A 15,123-nucleotide genomic window follows, 5' to 3' on the forward strand; every position below is an offset into this window, starting at 1 on the left:
GCTTGCAGGGACGCAAGAAAGAAGGGAAGTTTGAGGTTTTTGAAGCAAAAAAAATCCTTTGCCGAAGCAAAGGATTCTATATGGCAGGGGCGGAGAGACTCGAACTCGCGACACCCGGTTTTGGAGACCGGTGCTCTACCAACTGAGCTACGCCCCTAAATCTTCTTGCTATTAAGCCTGCTACGTAAGCAGGCTTAATATCTTAATAAGTGGCGGAACGGACGGGACTCGAACCCGCGACCCCCTGCGTGACAGGCAGGTATTCTAACCGACTGAACTACCGCTCCACCGAAGACTTCTGTAACTACCGGATTGATGCACCGGTTTACTACTTAATTTGATGCCTGGCAGTTCCCTACTCTCACATGGGGAGACCCCACACTACCATCGGCGCTACGGCGTTTCACTTCTGAGTTCGGCATGGGGTCAGGTGGGACCACCGCGCTAAAGCCGCCAGGCAAATTCTGTTACCAGCACGCATCTCTGCACGCTGATTAATCTGTTATCAGGCTGAAAATCTTAGTCTCTGCTTTCGCCAAAACATCTTCGGCGTTGTAAGGTTAAGCCTCACGGTTCATTAGTACTGGTTAGCTCAATACATCGCTGCACTTACACACCCAGCCTATCAACGTCGTAGTCTTCAACGTTCCTTCAGGACCCTTAAAGGGTCAGGGAGAACTCATCTCGGGGCAAGTTTCGTGCTTAGATGCTTTCAGCACTTATCTTTTCCGCATTTAGCTACCGGGCAATGCCATTGGCATGACAACCCGAACACCAGTGATGCGTCCACTCCGGTCCTCTCGTACTAGGAGCAGCCCCCCTCAATTCTCCAGCGCCCACGGCAGATAGGGACCGAACTGTCTCACGACGTTCTAAACCCAGCTCGCGTACCACTTTAAACGGCGAACAGCCGTACCCTTGGGACCTACTTCAGCCCCAGGATGTGATGAGCCGACATCGAGGTGCCAAACACCGCCGTCGATATGAACTCTTGGGCGGTATCAGCCTGTTATCCCCGGAGTACCTTTTATCCGTTGAGCGATGGCCCTTCCATTCAGAACCACCGGATCACTATGACCTGCTTTCGCACCTGCTCGAGCCGTCACTCTCGCAGTCAAGCTAGCTTATGCCATTGCACTAACCTCCTGATGTCCGACCAGGATTAGCTAACCTTCGTGCTCCTCCGTTACTCTTTAGGAGGAGACCGCCCCAGTCAAACTACCCACCAGACACTGTCCGCAACCCGGATTACGGGTCTACGTTAGAACACCAGCCATTAAAGGGTGGTATTTCAAGGTTGGCTCCACGCAGACTGGCGTCCACGCTTCAAAGCCTCCCACCTATCCTACACATCAAGGACCAGTGTTCAGTGTCAAGCTATAGTAAAGGTTCACGGGGTCTTTCCGTCTTGCCGCGGGTACACTGCATCTTCACAGCGAGTTCAATTTCACTGAGTCTCGGGTGGAGACAGCCTGGCCATCATTACGCCATTCGTGCAGGTCGGAACTTACCCGACAAGGAATTTCGCTACCTTAGGACCGTTATAGTTACGGCCGCCGTTTACCGGGGCTTCGATCAAGAGCTTCGCGTTGCCGCTAACCCCATCAATTAACCTTCCGGCACCGGGCAGGCGTCACACCGTATACGTCCACTTTCGTGTTTGCACAGTGCTGTGTTTTTAATAAACAGTTGCAGCCAGCTGGTATCTTCGACTGGTTTCAGCTCCGTCCGCAGGGACTTCACCTACACACCAGCGTGCCTTCTCCCGAAGTTACGGCACCATTTTGCCTAGTTCCTTCACCCGAGTTCTCTCAAGCGCCTTGGTATTCTCTACCTGACCACCTGTGTCGGTTTGGGGTACGATTTGATGTTACCTGATGCTTAGAGGCTTTTCCTGGAAGCAGGGCATTTGTTACTTCAGCACCGTAGTGCCTCGTCATCACACCTCAGCGTTAAAAAAGGTCCGGATTTACCTAAACCTTCCGCCTACATGCTTAAACCGGGACAACCGTCGCCCGGCTAACATAGCCTTCTCCGTCCCCCCTTCGCAGTAACACCGAGTACAGGAATATTAACCTGTTTCCCATCGACTACGCCTTTCGGCCTCGCCTTAGGGGTCGACTCACCCTGCCCCGATTAACGTTGGACAGGAACCCTTGGTCTTCCGGCGAGCGGGCTTTTCACCCGCTTTATCGTTACTTATGTCAGCATTCGCACTTCTGATACCTCCAGCACCCCTCACAGGACACCTTCAACGGCTTACAGAACGCTCCCCTACCCAACAACGCATAAGCGTCGCTGCCGCAGCTTCGGTGCATGGTTTAGCCCCGTTACATCTTCCGCGCAGGCCGACTCGACCAGTGAGCTATTACGCTTTCTTTAAATGATGGCTGCTTCTAAGCCAACATCCTGGCTGTCTGTGCCTTCCCACATCGTTTCCCACTTAACCATGACTTTGGGACCTTAGCTGGCGGTCTGGGTTGTTTCCCTCTTCACGACGGACGTTAGCACCCGCCGTGTGTCTCCCGTGATAACATTCTTCGGTATTCGTAGTTTGCATCGGGTTGGTAAGCCGGGATGGCCCCCTAGCCGAAACAGTGCTCTACCCCCGAAGATGAGTTCACGAGGCGCTACCTAAATAGCTTTCGGGGAGAACCAGCTATCTCCCGGTTTGATTGGCCTTTCACCCCCAGCCACAAGTCATCCGCTAATTTTTCAACATTAGTCGGTTCGGTCCTCCAGTTAGTGTTACCCAACCTTCAACCTGCCCATGGCTAGATCACCGGGTTTCGGGTCTATACCCTGCAACTTAACGCCCAGTTAAGACTCGGTTTCCCTTCGGCTCCCCTATACGGTTAACCTTGCTACAGAATATAAGTCGCTGACCCATTATACAAAAGGTACGCAGTCACCCCATAAAGAGGCTCCCACTGCTTGTACGTACACGGTTTCAGGTTCTTTTTCACTCCCCTCGCCGGGGTTCTTTTCGCCTTTCCCTCACGGTACTGGTTCACTATCGGTCAGTCAGGAGTATTTAGCCTTGGAGGATGGTCCCCCCATATTCAGACAGGATACCACGTGTCCCGCCCTACTCTTCGAGTTCACAACGTGTGCATTTTTGTGTACGGGACTATCACCCTGTACCGTCGGACTTTCCAGACCGTTCCACTAACACACGCGCTGATTCAGACTCTGGGCTCCTCCCCGTTCGCTCGCCGCTACTGGGGGAATCTCGGTTGATTTCTTTTCCTCGGGGTACTTAGATGTTTCAGTTCCCCCGGTTCGCCTCATGCCACTATGTATTCATGACATGATAGTGTGTCGAAACACACTGGGTTTCCCCATTCGGGTATCGCCGGGTCAAAGGTTCATATCACCTCGCCGACGCTTATCGCAGATTAGCACGCCCTTCATCGCCTCTGACTGCCAGGGCATCCACCGTGTACGCTTAGTCGCTTAACCTCACAACCCGAAGATGTTTCGTAAAACATCTCGTGTTGCGAAAATTTGAGAGACTCGAACACACCGTCACTCTGTTCTTATTACGGAGAACAGACGCAGCGTGTCGTTTCAATTTTCAGCTTGATCCAGATTTTTAAAGAGCAAAACTTCGCAGTGAACCTTTTCAGGTACACTCTGAAGTTTTCTTGTTTTTTCGCAGTAAAAAGGATGGTGGAGCTATGCGGGATCGAACCGCAGACCTCCTGCGTGCAAGGCAGGCGCTCTCCCAGCTGAGCTATAACCCCATCACAAATGCTAAATCTCATTACCGGTAATTTAGACTGAGACAAGGCGTGGAAAGGCGAAGCATACTGAAGTATGCGAGTCGTTTCACAACGCAGTATCAGGATAAATTTGGTAGGCCTGAGTGGACTTGAACCACCGACCTCACCCTTATCAGGGGTGCGCTCTAACCACCTGAGCTACAAGCCTGCAGAGATTTTTTACTGCTTATTTTTCATCAGACAATCTGTGTGAGCACTACAAAGGCAGGTTCTTTCAGGTAAGGAGGTGATCCAACCGCAGGTTCCCCTACGGTTACCTTGTTACGACTTCACCCCAGTCATGAATCACAAAGTGGTAAGCGCCCTCCCGAAGGTTAAGCTACCTACTTCTTTTGCAACCCACTCCCATGGTGTGACGGGCGGTGTGTACAAGGCCCGGGAACGTATTCACCGTAGCATTCTGATCTACGATTACTAGCGATTCCGACTTCATGGAGTCGAGTTGCAGACTCCAATCCGGACTACGACGCACTTTATGAGGTCCGCTTGCTCTCGCGAGGTCGCTTCTCTTTGTATGCGCCATTGTAGCACGTGTGTAGCCCTACTCGTAAGGGCCATGATGACTTGACGTCATCCCCACCTTCCTCCAGTTTATCACTGGCAGTCTCCTTTGAGTTCCCGGCCGAACCGCTGGCAACAAAGGATAAGGGTTGCGCTCGTTGCGGGACTTAACCCAACATTTCACAACACGAGCTGACGACAGCCATGCAGCACCTGTCTCACGGTTCCCGAAGGCACTAAAGCATCTCTGCTAAATTCCGTGGATGTCAAGAGTAGGTAAGGTTCTTCGCGTTGCATCGAATTAAACCACATGCTCCACCGCTTGTGCGGGCCCCCGTCAATTCATTTGAGTTTTAACCTTGCGGCCGTACTCCCCAGGCGGTCGACTTAACGCGTTAGCTCCGGAAGCCACTCCTCAAGGGAACAACCTCCAAGTCGACATCGTTTACGGCGTGGACTACCAGGGTATCTAATCCTGTTTGCTCCCCACGCTTTCGCACCTGAGCGTCAGTCTTTGTCCAGGGGGCCGCCTTCGCCACCGGTATTCCTCCAGATCTCTACGCATTTCACCGCTACACCTGGAATTCTACCCCCCTCTACAAGACTCTAGCCTGCCAGTTTCGAATGCAGTTCCCAGGTTGAGCCCGGGGATTTCACATCCGACTTGACAGACCGCCTGCGTGCGCTTTACGCCCAGTAATTCCGATTAACGCTTGCACCCTCCGTATTACCGCGGCTGCTGGCACGGAGTTAGCCGGTGCTTCTTCTGCGAGTAACGTCAATCACTGTGGTTATTAACCACAATGCCTTCCTCCTCGCTGAAAGTACTTTACAACCCGAAGGCCTTCTTCATACACGCGGCATGGCTGCATCAGGCTTGCGCCCATTGTGCAATATTCCCCACTGCTGCCTCCCGTAGGAGTCTGGACCGTGTCTCAGTTCCAGTGTGGCTGGTCATCCTCTCAGACCAGCTAGGGATCGTCGCCTAGGTGAGCCGTTACCCCACCTACTAGCTAATCCCATCTGGGCACATCTGATGGCAAGAGGCCCGAAGGTCCCCCTCTTTGGTCTTGCGACGTTATGCGGTATTAGCTACCGTTTCCAGTAGTTATCCCCCTCCATCAGGCAGTTTCCCAGACATTACTCACCCGTCCGCCGCTCGTCACCCGAGAGCAAGCTCTCTGTGCTACCGCTCGACTTGCATGTGTTAGGCCTGCCGCCAGCGTTCAATCTGAGCCATGATCAAACTCTTCAATTTAAGTTTGATGCTCGTGAATTAAACTTCGTAATGAATTACGTATGTTCACTCAGAGACTTTGGTATTCATTTAGCGTCTTGCGACGTTTAGAATCCATGTCACTTTGAGTGCCCACACAGATTGTCTGATAAATTGTTAAAGAGCAGTGCAACGCGGCTTTCGCTCACCGTTGCGAGGTCCCGTATAATACGTTTTCCTCATTCAGAGTCAAGCGTTTAATTTCGCTTTTCTCTGTCGGCGTTCATCGCTGAACCCCTGCTGCTACGGCGGCTTGCGTGCCGTTGTTCCGTGTCAGTGGAGGCGCATTATAGGGAGTTCTCAGACGTTGACAACCCCTCTTTTAAAAAAAACTTTCAACCGTCTTTTTTTTGCGCAAAACCGTGCTACAGCGCCAGTTTTTCGAGCGTTTCAAACCCATACCGACGTAAAACGGGCAAAAGCTGCACAGTCTCAGGAGTGAGCGCCATACAATAAGCCATATTCTGGTCACTGGATTTAGCATCCGGCGCTTCATGTTCAAGCAGCCAGGCAGTACGTCGGGCGATCGCGGCGCCAGAATCCACCAGACGCGTGCCTTCCGGCAACACCTCAAGCAGCTCTTCCTGTAATAGCGGGAAATGCGTGCACCCCAGCACAACCGTGTCCGGTGGCTCAGCCATCCGCAGCCACGGACGCAGAATGCGACGCAGCTCTTCCAGCGACACCGGCTGACCGTGCAGCTTCGCTTCCGCCATCTCCACCAGTTCGGCAGAGCCGAGCATAGCGATCTTGCATTCGTTAGCAAAACGGTCAATCAGCTCACGCGTATAAGGACGCTTTACCGTTCCGCGCGTCGCCAGTAAGCCAACAACGCCATTCGCCGTCAAACGGGCAGCAGGCTTGATCGCCGGAACGACGCCCACAACCGGGAACGGGAATTTTTCACGTAATGCAGGAAGGGAAACGGTGCTTGCGGTATTACAGGCAATCACGGCCAGCGCTAAAGGGTAGCGCTGTTGAACGGCAGTGACGATTTCCACAACGCGCTCAACGATAAAGTCTTCGCTCTTTTCCCCATAAGGAAAGGCGACGTTATCGAAGGCATAGATGTAATGAAGATCCGGCAGAAGATGCCGAATCTCATCATAGACCGAAAGCCCACCGACGCCGGAGTCAAACACCAGCACGGTGGGACGTGGATCAGAAGGTGTAGCTGCCAGACAAGGTGTATTCCCGTCCTGCAGTTTGGTAGCCATAAACTGTCTCGTAATCTTTATCGAACAGGTTGGCTATTTTACCACGAACTGTCAGGTGTGAGGTGACAGGATATGAAACTGCGACATCCCACAGGCTTACACCGCCCATTTTCACCTTCTCACTCGGGTAAGATCCGAAATCGGTATCGTAACGGGTGCCCAGATAGTGGTATGTCAGGCTCCAGTCGAAATCATAGACTTGCGTATCGAGTTGATATTTCACCTGCTGCTTAGCGCGGCGAGACAGAAGTTCGTTGGTGGTTGCATTGCGGGCATCAACATAGTCGTAGCCGACGGTATGCATCAACGGACCCGTATCAAACGACGCGGTCGCTTCAACGCCTTTAATTCGCGCTTTACCGACGTTGTAATACTGCTGGGTGTTATTGTTGAAGTCGATCAGGTTATCAACGTCATTACGATAAGCCGACACGCGCCAGGTCACGCCCGCTGACAACCCTTCGAAAGCCCCTTCCCACTGCTTGCTCTCTTCCGGATCCAGATGGTCGTTACCATAGAAACCGTAGAGCTGACCCAGGTTGGGTGCTTTATAGGCGGTGCCATAGGACGCGATGAAGCGATAGCCTTCAATGAACTCCCAGGCCGCGCTGCTCTGCCAGGTACCGTGGCGACCAAACTGTGAGTTGTCGTCGCTGCGGGCTGCCCCTTCCAGAGTGAAATCGCCAAACTTTTGCAGAGCCGTCAGGTAAACACCTGTGTTACGAATGTCGTAAGCATCCTGCACATAGTTAGTGCCCGGCTCGGTGCTCTGCTTCTGCCAGTCGACACCGGCACCAATATTGCCCTGCCCGACGTCAACAGAGTTTGTCCACTGCAGGTTGTATTGCTTAATTTCATCCAGCGTGGCGGTCGAGTCGTAGCGTCCCAGATGCGGATCGTAGTTATAGTCCTTGCTGTGGCTATAGCTTGAGAGCAGCTGCGAGTGGAAAATGTCGTCATTGAAGCGCAGCCCGGCATCCCAGGTCTGGTTATACAGCTGACGCGTATCCACTAAGACATTCGGCGTAAATGAGCTGTAATAAGCATCATAGGCGGTACGGTTGCTGTAGCCATAGCCACGAACAAATCCACTCCACTGATCGGAGAAAGCATGGTCCAGCGCGCCGTAGATAGTTTTATTCATAAAACCGTCGCGGTCGGGCTGAGCAAGTCCGCCATTGTTGCCGTCCGCCACCACATCAAAACCTTTGGTGTAGGTGTAATCACCCGCCAGCGTAACGCGCGTGCTGTCGCCAAGGGTCTGCTGCGTGCTGCCACCATAGTTTTGATAGCCGTGCGAGCCCACACCCGCATTCAGCGTCGTGCCGTCCTTCGCGCGCGTGGTGATGATGTTCACGACACCGCCAATCGCATCAGAACCATAAACCGCAGAACGTGGCCCACGAATATACTCGATGCGCTGAACCAGTGAGATCGGGAACTGGCTAAGATCGGATGAACCCGTCACGCCCGCCTGGTTAAGGCGAATCCCATCAACCAGAATCAGGACATGGCTGGAATTAGTGCCACGAATAAAGAGAGAGGAGAGTTGGCCCATACCGCCGTTTTGCGCGGTATCGACGCCGGGTAAGCGTCGCATCACGTCAAGCACCGTGGTCGACTGCCAGCGGTCAATATCTTCCCGGGTCACAATAGACGTTGGTGCCAGAACGGTACTTGCCGGTTGCTCAAAACGGTTTGCTGTCACCACCAACGAGTCAGCGCTTTCCTGCGCCCAGCCCGAAAAAGCCGTGACGGAAAGCGCCGTCATCAGCGATACTTTTTTAATCATTGTTAAAGCATCCACAATATAAGAAGGATGCCGCAGGCGTCATCTATAGCACGCGATGATGAAACCAATTGCGACGTAGTACCGGCAGGTCTTCGGGCTTGGTGGCGTGTACGGATGAAGACTTCCCACTCGAAAGCAGTGTCTACAACATTCATCCCGCCAGTCTTTACCGCTGCGCGTCAGCTCCAGATTTACACTGGATTCCCTTTTCACTTAAAGGAGACCGGAAACAGAATGCTACAATTAGAAACGTATGGATGTCCAGACAGCTATGCATGATTAAATCTGGACATCCCCTGTACAGTGCTTACAATCCCCGCGAAATTCTTTACCACTCAGGATGCATCATGACCCCCGAACACCTCCCGACAGAACAGTACGACGCGCAGCTGGCAGAGAAAGTGGTCCGTCTGCAAAGTATGATGACGCCTTTCGCGGCGCCCGTTCCCGAGGTGTTCCGCTCGCCGGTCAGCCACTATCGCATGCGCGCTGAGTTCCGCATCTGGCACGACGGCGACGACTTGTACCACATCATTTTCGATCAGCAGACCAAGTCCCGCATCCGTGTAAACACTTTCCCGGCGGCGAGTGAATTAATTAACCAATTGATGACGCTGATGATTGAAGGAGTGCGTGAAAACCCGATCCTGCGCCACAAACTGTTCCAGATTGATTACCTGACCACGCAAAGTAACCAGGCGATCGTCTCCCTGCTGTACCACAAAACCCTGACCGACGAATGGCGCCAGGAAGCCGAAGCGCTGCGCGACGCGCTGCGTGCGCAGAACATTAATGTGCATCTGATTGGCCGGGCGACCAAAACCAAAATCATGCTCGATCAGGACTATGTTGATGAGCGTCTGCCGGTGGCCGGTAAAGAGATGATCTATCGCCAGGTCGAGAACAGCTTCACCCAGCCGAACGCGGCGATGAATGTGCAGATGCTGGAGTGGGCGCTGAGCGCCACCGAAGGTTCAACGGGTGATTTGCTCGAACTGTACTGCGGAAACGGCAACTTCTCGCTGGCTCTGGCGCGCAACTTTGAGCGCGTTCTGGCCACCGAAATCGCCAAACCGTCCGTGGCCGCCGCGCAATACAACATTGCGGCGAACCACATCGACAACGTGCAGATTATCCGCATGGCGGCGGAAGAGTTTACTCAGGCGATGAACGGCGTGCGTGAATTCAACCGTTTGCAGGGAATCGATCTGAAGAGCTACCAGTGTGAGACGATTTTCGTCGATCCGCCGCGCAGCGGGCTGGACAGCGAAACCGAGAAGATGGTGCAGGCATATCCGCGGATTCTGTACATCTCCTGCAACCCGGAAACCCTGTGCAAGAATCTGGAAACATTAAGCCAGACGCACAACGTCGAACGTCTGGCCCTGTTCGACCAGTTCCCGTACACGCATCACATGGAGTGCGGCGTACTGCTCACAGCGAAGTAACAGAATCGTCGTTTCGTAGGGCAGGTAAGCGAAGCGCCACCTGCCAAAAAATGCCGGATGGCGCTTCGCTTATCCGGCCTACAAAACCACAAAACCACAAAACCTCGTTATTCCTGGATCTGATGCTTACGGTTACGCATCTTAATCCCGATCCAGAACACCAGCGCCACCGACAGCACCGCAGGCAGGAAGTTGGAGCCGATATCCGGATACTCAGCGCGCACCACGGTGCTATACAGCAGAACGCCCAGGATAAAGAACGCGGCAGCCAGGCCCGGTAAACCGACCGGCATGGTGCGGTTTTGATAGCGCTGATGCAGACAATAAACCGTCAGCACCAGGGCGATAATCGGAAAGATTGAGAATGGCACAATCGAGCTAAACACCGCTGCAAACGTCCCATTGATAGATAAGCCAGCGATCAATGCCAGCAACAACGTACCTTTATCCTGACCAGACTGTTTCATGACTCACTCACCTTCGTCGATGTAATGCGCCGACTTTTCTTGTTCCCGGCGATACCAGTAATACGCCCCTTTGGAAATCATCCGCAGCTGCAATACCAGTCGCTCTTCGAGTTGTTTGCGTTGTTCAACGCCGACATCCAGTGCTTCGGCACCCGCACTGAAAACAATAGTCACCATCGCCTCGGCCTGCGCTTCCGTGAAGGCTCGCGGCATATGGTTTTCGATTTCGAGATAGTCGGCAAGTTCCGCAATAAAATGCTGAATTTCACGCGCGACTGCAGCACGAAACGCGGCAGAAGTTCCCGAACGTTCGCGCAGTAACAGGCGAAAGGCGTTAGGGTTGTTGCCGATAAATTCCATAAAAGTCGATACGGACGTGCGGATCACGCTACCGCCTTTGGCGATACGCTGACGCGCCTGGCGCATGAGCTGGCGCAGCATCAGGCCGCTCTCATCCACCATGGTCAGACCCAGTTCATCCACATCACGGAAATGACGATAGAAGGACGTTGGCGCAATCCCGGCCTCGCGTGCGACTTCGCGCAGGCTCAAACTGGCAAAACTTCGCTCAGCACTCAGTTGACTGAATGCTGCTTCCACCAGCGAACGCCGGGTTTTCTCTTTTTGTTGTGCTCTTACGCCCATCACAATAGTTGAATCCTTCCAAAGGCCTTCAGGCACTATACCAGAGAATAAAATTAATCTGTTTGCATCGCTTTGTGAATGATTGTTTACGCGCGGTTTGTGCTCCACAGCCCGAAAAGAGCACAACGATAATTGGGTTATCCCGCTAATGATGTTACTATTCTGTTGCTTTTATGTATAAGAACAGGTAAGCCTTGCCATGTCACACACCTACGATTACGACGCAATAGTTATTGGTTCCGGCCCCGGCGGCGAAGGCGCTGCTATGGGGCTGGTGAAACAGGGAGCCAGAGTAGCGGTCATCGAGCGCTACCATAATGTTGGCGGCGGTTGCACCCACTGGGGCACCATCCCATCCAAAGCCCTCCGCCACGCCGTTAGCCGCATTATTGAATTTAATCAGAACCCTCTTTACAGCGACCACTCCCGACTTCTTCGTTCTTCCTTTGCCGACATCCTCAACCATGCTGATAACGTCATTAATCAGCAGACGCGGATGCGCCAGGGGTTCTACGAACGCAACCACTGCGAAATCTTGCAGGGCGACGCGCACTTCGTCGACGAGCACACCCTGGCGCTGAAGTGCCACGACGGCTCAGTCGAGACGATTACTGCCGAGAAATTTGTCATCGCCTGCGGCTCACGCCCATACCATCCGACCGACGTGGATTTCTCCCATCCGCGCGTCTACGACAGCGACTCGATCCTGAGCCTGCACCACGAACCGCGCCACGTGCTGATCTACGGCGCTGGGGTGATTGGCTGCGAATATGCGTCCATCTTCCGTGGAATGGATGTGAAAGTGGATCTGATCAACACCCGCGACCGTCTGCTGGCGTTTCTCGATCAGGAGATGTCCGACTCGCTCTCCTACCACTTCTGGAACAGCGGTGTGGTGATTCGTCACAACGAAGAGTATGAGAAAATCGAAGGCTGCGATGACGGGGTGATCATGCACCTGAAGTCCGGCAAAAAGCTCAAAGCCGACTGCCTGCTGTATGCCAATGGCCGCACGGGTAACACCGATTCACTGGCGCTGGAGAATATCGGCCTTGAAACCGACAGCCGCGGACAGCTGAAGGTCAACAGCATGTACCAGACTGCCCTGCCGCATATCTATGCCGTGGGTGATGTGATTGGTTATCCGAGCCTGGCCTCCGCCGCTTACGATCAGGGCCGCATTGCCGCACAGGCGCTGGTCAAAGGTGAAGCCACTGCCCATCTGATCGAAGACATTCCGACCGGGATTTACACCATTCCGGAGATCAGCTCCGTCGGCAAAACTGAGCAGCAGCTGACGTCAATGAAGGTGCCTTACGAGGTGGGTCGCGCGCAGTTTAAACACCTGGCGCGGGCACAAATCGTGGGAATGAGCGTGGGAACGCTGAAGATTTTGTTCCATCGCGAGACGAAAGAGATCCTCGGAATTCACTGCTTCGGTGAACGCGCGGCGGAAATCATTCATATCGGTCAGGCGATCATGGAGCAAAAAGGTGGCGGTAACACGATCGAGTACTTCGTTAACACCACCTTTAACTACCCGACGATGGCGGAAGCCTATCGGGTAGCGGCGCTGAACGGCTTAAACCGCCTGTTTTAACGCACCGTCAAAGTGGCCATCCATCGAACTCCGGATGGCCTCTGCCAGCTGCTCATAACGGCTGCGCAGCGGTGATCCTGGACGATAGACCAGACCAATGGTACGACGCGGTTCAGGCTTAATGCACGGCAGATAGACCACACCATCACGTTTACGCTCGCGCGGTACGGCCAGCGCAGGCAGCAGCGTAATACCACTTCCCGCCGCCACCATATTGCGCAGCGTTTCCAGGCTGGTTGCGCGGAAATGGGTATCTTCATCCGCACCCGCTTCAAAGCAGAAGCCCATCGCCTGATCGCGCAGGCAGTGGCCGTCTTCCAGCATCAGCAGCTTTTCGCCTGCCAGATCGGACATCGGCACGCGATCGCGGTTCGCCCACGGGTGATCCTCATAGATCGCCAGCATCATCGGCTCATCAAACAGCGGCACTTCGATAAAGGCTTCGCTCTCTTTGACCAGCGCCAGAATGGCACAGTCGAGCTTACCGCTATCCAGCTGCGCCAGCAGTTGATGCGTCTGGGCTTCGTGCAGATACATTTCAAGTTTCGGGAAGGTCTGGTGCAACATCGGGATAATTTGCGGCAGCAGGTACGGGCCAACGGTTGGGATCAGGCCAATATGCAGCGGGCCGGACATGGCTTCCCCCTGCTGGCTTGCCATTTCCTTGAGCACTTTGACCTCGCGCAGCACGGTGCGCGCCTGATCCACCAGCAGCAAACCGGCCTGGGTGAACAGTACTTTACGACTGGTGCGCTCCAGCAGCATCACGCCCAGCTCGTCTTCCAGCTTGCGGATCTGGCCGCTCAGCGTCGGCTGGCTGACGTGGCAGGAATCTGCCGCGCGGCGAAAGTGACGATGCTCAGCTAACGCTACCAGGTATTCAAGATCACGAATATTCATTATTCATCCTCCGTCGCCACGATAGTTCATGGCGATAGATAGCATAGCAACGAACGATTATCCCTATCAAGTGTTCTGATGAATAATACACCACATAGACGAGACGGTGACTGTTTGACCCTTGAAGCGCCGCCGCGTCATACGAGTTTCTCTCAAAACTCGAACAACTAAAGCCAACGTGAACTTTTGCGGACCCCTGTGTCCGCATTTTTTTTGCGTAAAAAAGCCCGGCAAAAGCCGAGCCTGGTTTTTCTCCCTCTCCCTGTGGGAGAGATACCGTCTTGTCGGTTATCCGGCAAGCGGTATTTCAGCATTAAATTCTCGTCCGGATTTCACCACGCCATAAGCCAGCTGGAGCAGTTTTCTCATCCCGGCACATACGCGTTCCTTCCCTGTCTTTCCTCTCGCTGCCAGCCTGTCCATCAGATTCTTCACCACCTCATTGCACCTTCCCGCCACCACTGCCGGCATATACAGCGCACTGCGCAGCTCTGCGTGACCCACTTTTGACAGCCTGCTTTTTCCTTTCCACATCCCCGACTCACAGCGCCGTGGATTCAGCCCGGCGTAAGCCACCAGTGCCTTACTGTCACTGAACCGTCTCAGATTACCCGCGAACGCCAGCAGGCTCACGCTCAGCATTTCACCGATCCCGGGGATGCTCTTCAGCAGTTCCCTGTCCCGCTTCAGGTCAGGGTTATCATCGATGTGCTGGCTGATTTTCTTTCGTGTTTCGTCAATCAGTTCATCCAGCATGGCGACGTGTTCATGCAGTGAGGGAACAATGACCTCGTCGGCTGCTTCAAGGCGGTTCATCTCCATCTGCCGCATCTCTTCCAGATTACGCAGGTGGCGTACCAGCGCCGTCAGCTGACGCTCGCTCAGCGGCGCAGGATACCAGGGGGCGGGTTGATACAGGGCGCAGTAGCGGGCTATCAGTGCCGCATCACTTTTGTCCGTTTTGTTGCGGGTCAGCTCCGTATTGCCAAACGCGTGTATGCGGGCGGGATTTTCGAGGCTGACACAGCAGCCGTTATCGGCCAGCAGGGTGGCAAGTTCAGTGCTGTAGCAGCCCGTCGCTTCCATGCAGACATGGCAGTCGCCAAAACGTGCCAGCCAGCTGAGGAACTCGCGGCATCCGGCAGAGGTGTTGGGGAATTTTTTGGTTTTGTATTTCTGATTAGGCAGCAGGACGGCGACATCAAATTTGAGTTTGGCGATATCAACGCCGACAGGAATAAGCTCCATCATGGCACTCCGTAACCTTATGAATAATATCGCCGGACCATCCTTATATGTGGGTGCTCAGGGCACAGGATACCGTTCGGTCTTGAGGCGACAGGGAAACAGGTTACCGGGGCATAATCTCTCCCACGGGCTCAGTGGCACCAGGGCCGGGTGATGCTCACCGGTAACCTCCCGATGATCAGTCGGGGATCTTCTCCGCAGAAGCGGAGAAGATCAAGACATAAGGGTCGGGGTGAGGGCATCA

8 protein-coding genes, 4 tRNA genes, 3 rRNA genes and 1 riboswitch are annotated in these 15,123 nt (G+C 53.8%); of the genes, 2 read left to right on the forward strand and 13 right to left on the reverse strand.

All coding sequences use genetic code 11. The features are described 5' to 3' along the window. Nucleotides 1-81 precede the first annotated feature (81 nt). The 9 genes from U9O48_RS22145 to btuB form a co-directional block, all read right to left on the reverse strand. A tRNA-Trp gene (locus U9O48_RS22145) sits at nucleotides 82-157 on the reverse strand. A gap of 53 nt (nucleotides 158-210) precedes the next feature. Further along, nucleotides 211-287, reverse strand: a tRNA-Asp gene (locus U9O48_RS22150). 55 nt (nucleotides 288-342) lie between these two features. Beyond that, a 5S ribosomal RNA gene (gene rrf / locus U9O48_RS22155) occupies nucleotides 343-458 on the reverse strand. A 98-nt stretch (nucleotides 459-556) separates the two neighbouring features. Beyond that, nucleotides 557-3,462, reverse strand: a 23S ribosomal RNA gene (locus U9O48_RS22160). A 208-nt stretch (nucleotides 3,463-3,670) separates the two neighbouring features. Continuing rightward, nucleotides 3,671-3,746: transfer RNA gene (locus U9O48_RS22165), tRNA-Ala, on the reverse strand. A gap of 110 nt (nucleotides 3,747-3,856) precedes the next feature. Next, a tRNA-Ile gene (locus tag U9O48_RS22170) sits at nucleotides 3,857-3,933 on the reverse strand. 71 nt (nucleotides 3,934-4,004) lie between these two features. Further along, nucleotides 4,005-5,544, reverse strand: a 16S ribosomal RNA gene (locus tag U9O48_RS22175). Together the 16S, 23S and 5S rRNA genes with 4 tRNA genes alongside form the textbook arrangement of a ribosomal RNA operon. Nucleotides 5,545-5,927: 383 nt before the next feature. After that, nucleotides 5,928-6,779, reverse strand: coding sequence for a glutamate racemase (gene murI / locus U9O48_RS22180; protein ID WP_285148515.1), 852 nt, complete (start codon nucleotides 6,777-6,779; stop codon nucleotides 5,928-5,930). Beyond that, nucleotides 6,724-8,571 (reverse strand): TonB-dependent vitamin B12 receptor BtuB, encoded by a 1,848-nt coding sequence (btuB, locus tag U9O48_RS22185; RefSeq protein ID WP_282492121.1) that lies wholly within the window; start codon nucleotides 8,569-8,571, stop codon nucleotides 6,724-6,726. The genes murI and btuB overlap by 56 nt, the downstream gene beginning before the upstream one ends. Before the next feature lie 65 nt (nucleotides 8,572-8,636). Next, nucleotides 8,637-8,814, reverse strand: a riboswitch (cobalamin riboswitch). Nucleotides 8,815-8,918: 104 nt separating this feature from the next. Here btuB and trmA point away from each other — a divergent pair. Further along, nucleotides 8,919-10,019 carry a tRNA (uridine(54)-C5)-methyltransferase TrmA gene (gene trmA, locus U9O48_RS22190; RefSeq protein WP_282492122.1) on the forward strand — a complete coding sequence of 367 codons (1,101 nt, stop codon included), beginning with the start codon at nucleotides 8,919-8,921 and terminating at the stop codon, nucleotides 10,017-10,019. A 107-nt stretch (nucleotides 10,020-10,126) separates the two neighbouring features. On the opposite strand, the gene U9O48_RS22195 is transcribed toward trmA, so the two are convergent. Continuing rightward, nucleotides 10,127-10,486: a YijD family membrane protein gene (locus U9O48_RS22195; RefSeq protein WP_095283924.1), complete on the reverse strand. Its 360-nt coding sequence runs from the start codon at nucleotides 10,484-10,486 to the stop codon at nucleotides 10,127-10,129. Between the two features lie 3 nt (nucleotides 10,487-10,489). Further along, nucleotides 10,490-11,134, reverse strand: coding sequence for an HTH-type transcriptional repressor FabR (fabR, locus tag U9O48_RS22200; RefSeq protein ID WP_282492123.1), 645 nt, complete (start codon nucleotides 11,132-11,134; stop codon nucleotides 10,490-10,492). Nucleotides 11,135-11,330: 196 nt separating this feature from the next. Between fabR and sthA the strand changes: the two genes are divergently transcribed. Next, nucleotides 11,331-12,731: a Si-specific NAD(P)(+) transhydrogenase gene (gene sthA, locus U9O48_RS22205; RefSeq protein ID WP_282492124.1), complete on the forward strand. Its 1,401-nt coding sequence runs from the start codon at nucleotides 11,331-11,333 to the stop codon at nucleotides 12,729-12,731. Here sthA and oxyR read toward each other — a convergent pair. Then, the gene (gene oxyR, locus U9O48_RS22210; protein ID WP_095283927.1) at nucleotides 12,714-13,631 is read right to left on the reverse strand and encodes a DNA-binding transcriptional regulator OxyR; all 918 of its coding nucleotides are present in this window, start codon (nucleotides 13,629-13,631) and stop codon (nucleotides 12,714-12,716) included. The genes sthA and oxyR overlap by 18 nt on opposite strands. Before the next feature lie 288 nt (nucleotides 13,632-13,919). Beyond that, complete coding sequence (locus tag U9O48_RS22215) at nucleotides 13,920-14,882, reverse strand: IS110 family transposase (protein WP_285143723.1); 963 nt, start codon at nucleotides 14,880-14,882, stop codon at nucleotides 13,920-13,922. Between the last annotated feature and the right edge of the window lie 241 nt (nucleotides 14,883-15,123).

This window comes from Lelliottia sp. JS-SCA-14, assembly GCF_035593345.1.
GTDB lineage: Bacteria > Pseudomonadota > Gammaproteobacteria > Enterobacterales > Enterobacteriaceae > Enterobacter > Enterobacter wanjuensis.

Coding starts and splice junctions, on each gene's coding strand:
- U9O48_RS22195 (WP_095283924.1), bottom strand. CDS start 10,486: ATGAAACAGTCTGGTCAGGATAAAGGTACGTTGTTGCTGGCATTGATC.
- sthA (WP_282492124.1), top strand. CDS start 11,331: ATGTCACACACCTACGATTACGACGCAATAGTTATTGGTTCCGGCCCC.
- oxyR (WP_095283927.1), bottom strand. CDS start 13,631: ATGAATATTCGTGATCTTGAATACCTGGTAGCGTTAGCTGAGCATCGT.
- btuB (WP_282492121.1), bottom strand. CDS start 8,571: ATGATTAAAAAAGTATCGCTGATGACGGCGCTTTCCGTCACGGCTTTT.
- trmA (WP_282492122.1), top strand. CDS start 8,919: ATGACCCCCGAACACCTCCCGACAGAACAGTACGACGCGCAGCTGGCA.
- U9O48_RS22215 (WP_285143723.1), bottom strand. CDS start 14,882: ATGATGGAGCTTATTCCTGTCGGCGTTGATATCGCCAAACTCAAATTT.
- murI (WP_285148515.1), bottom strand. CDS start 6,779: ATGGCTACCAAACTGCAGGACGGGAATACACCTTGTCTGGCAGCTACA.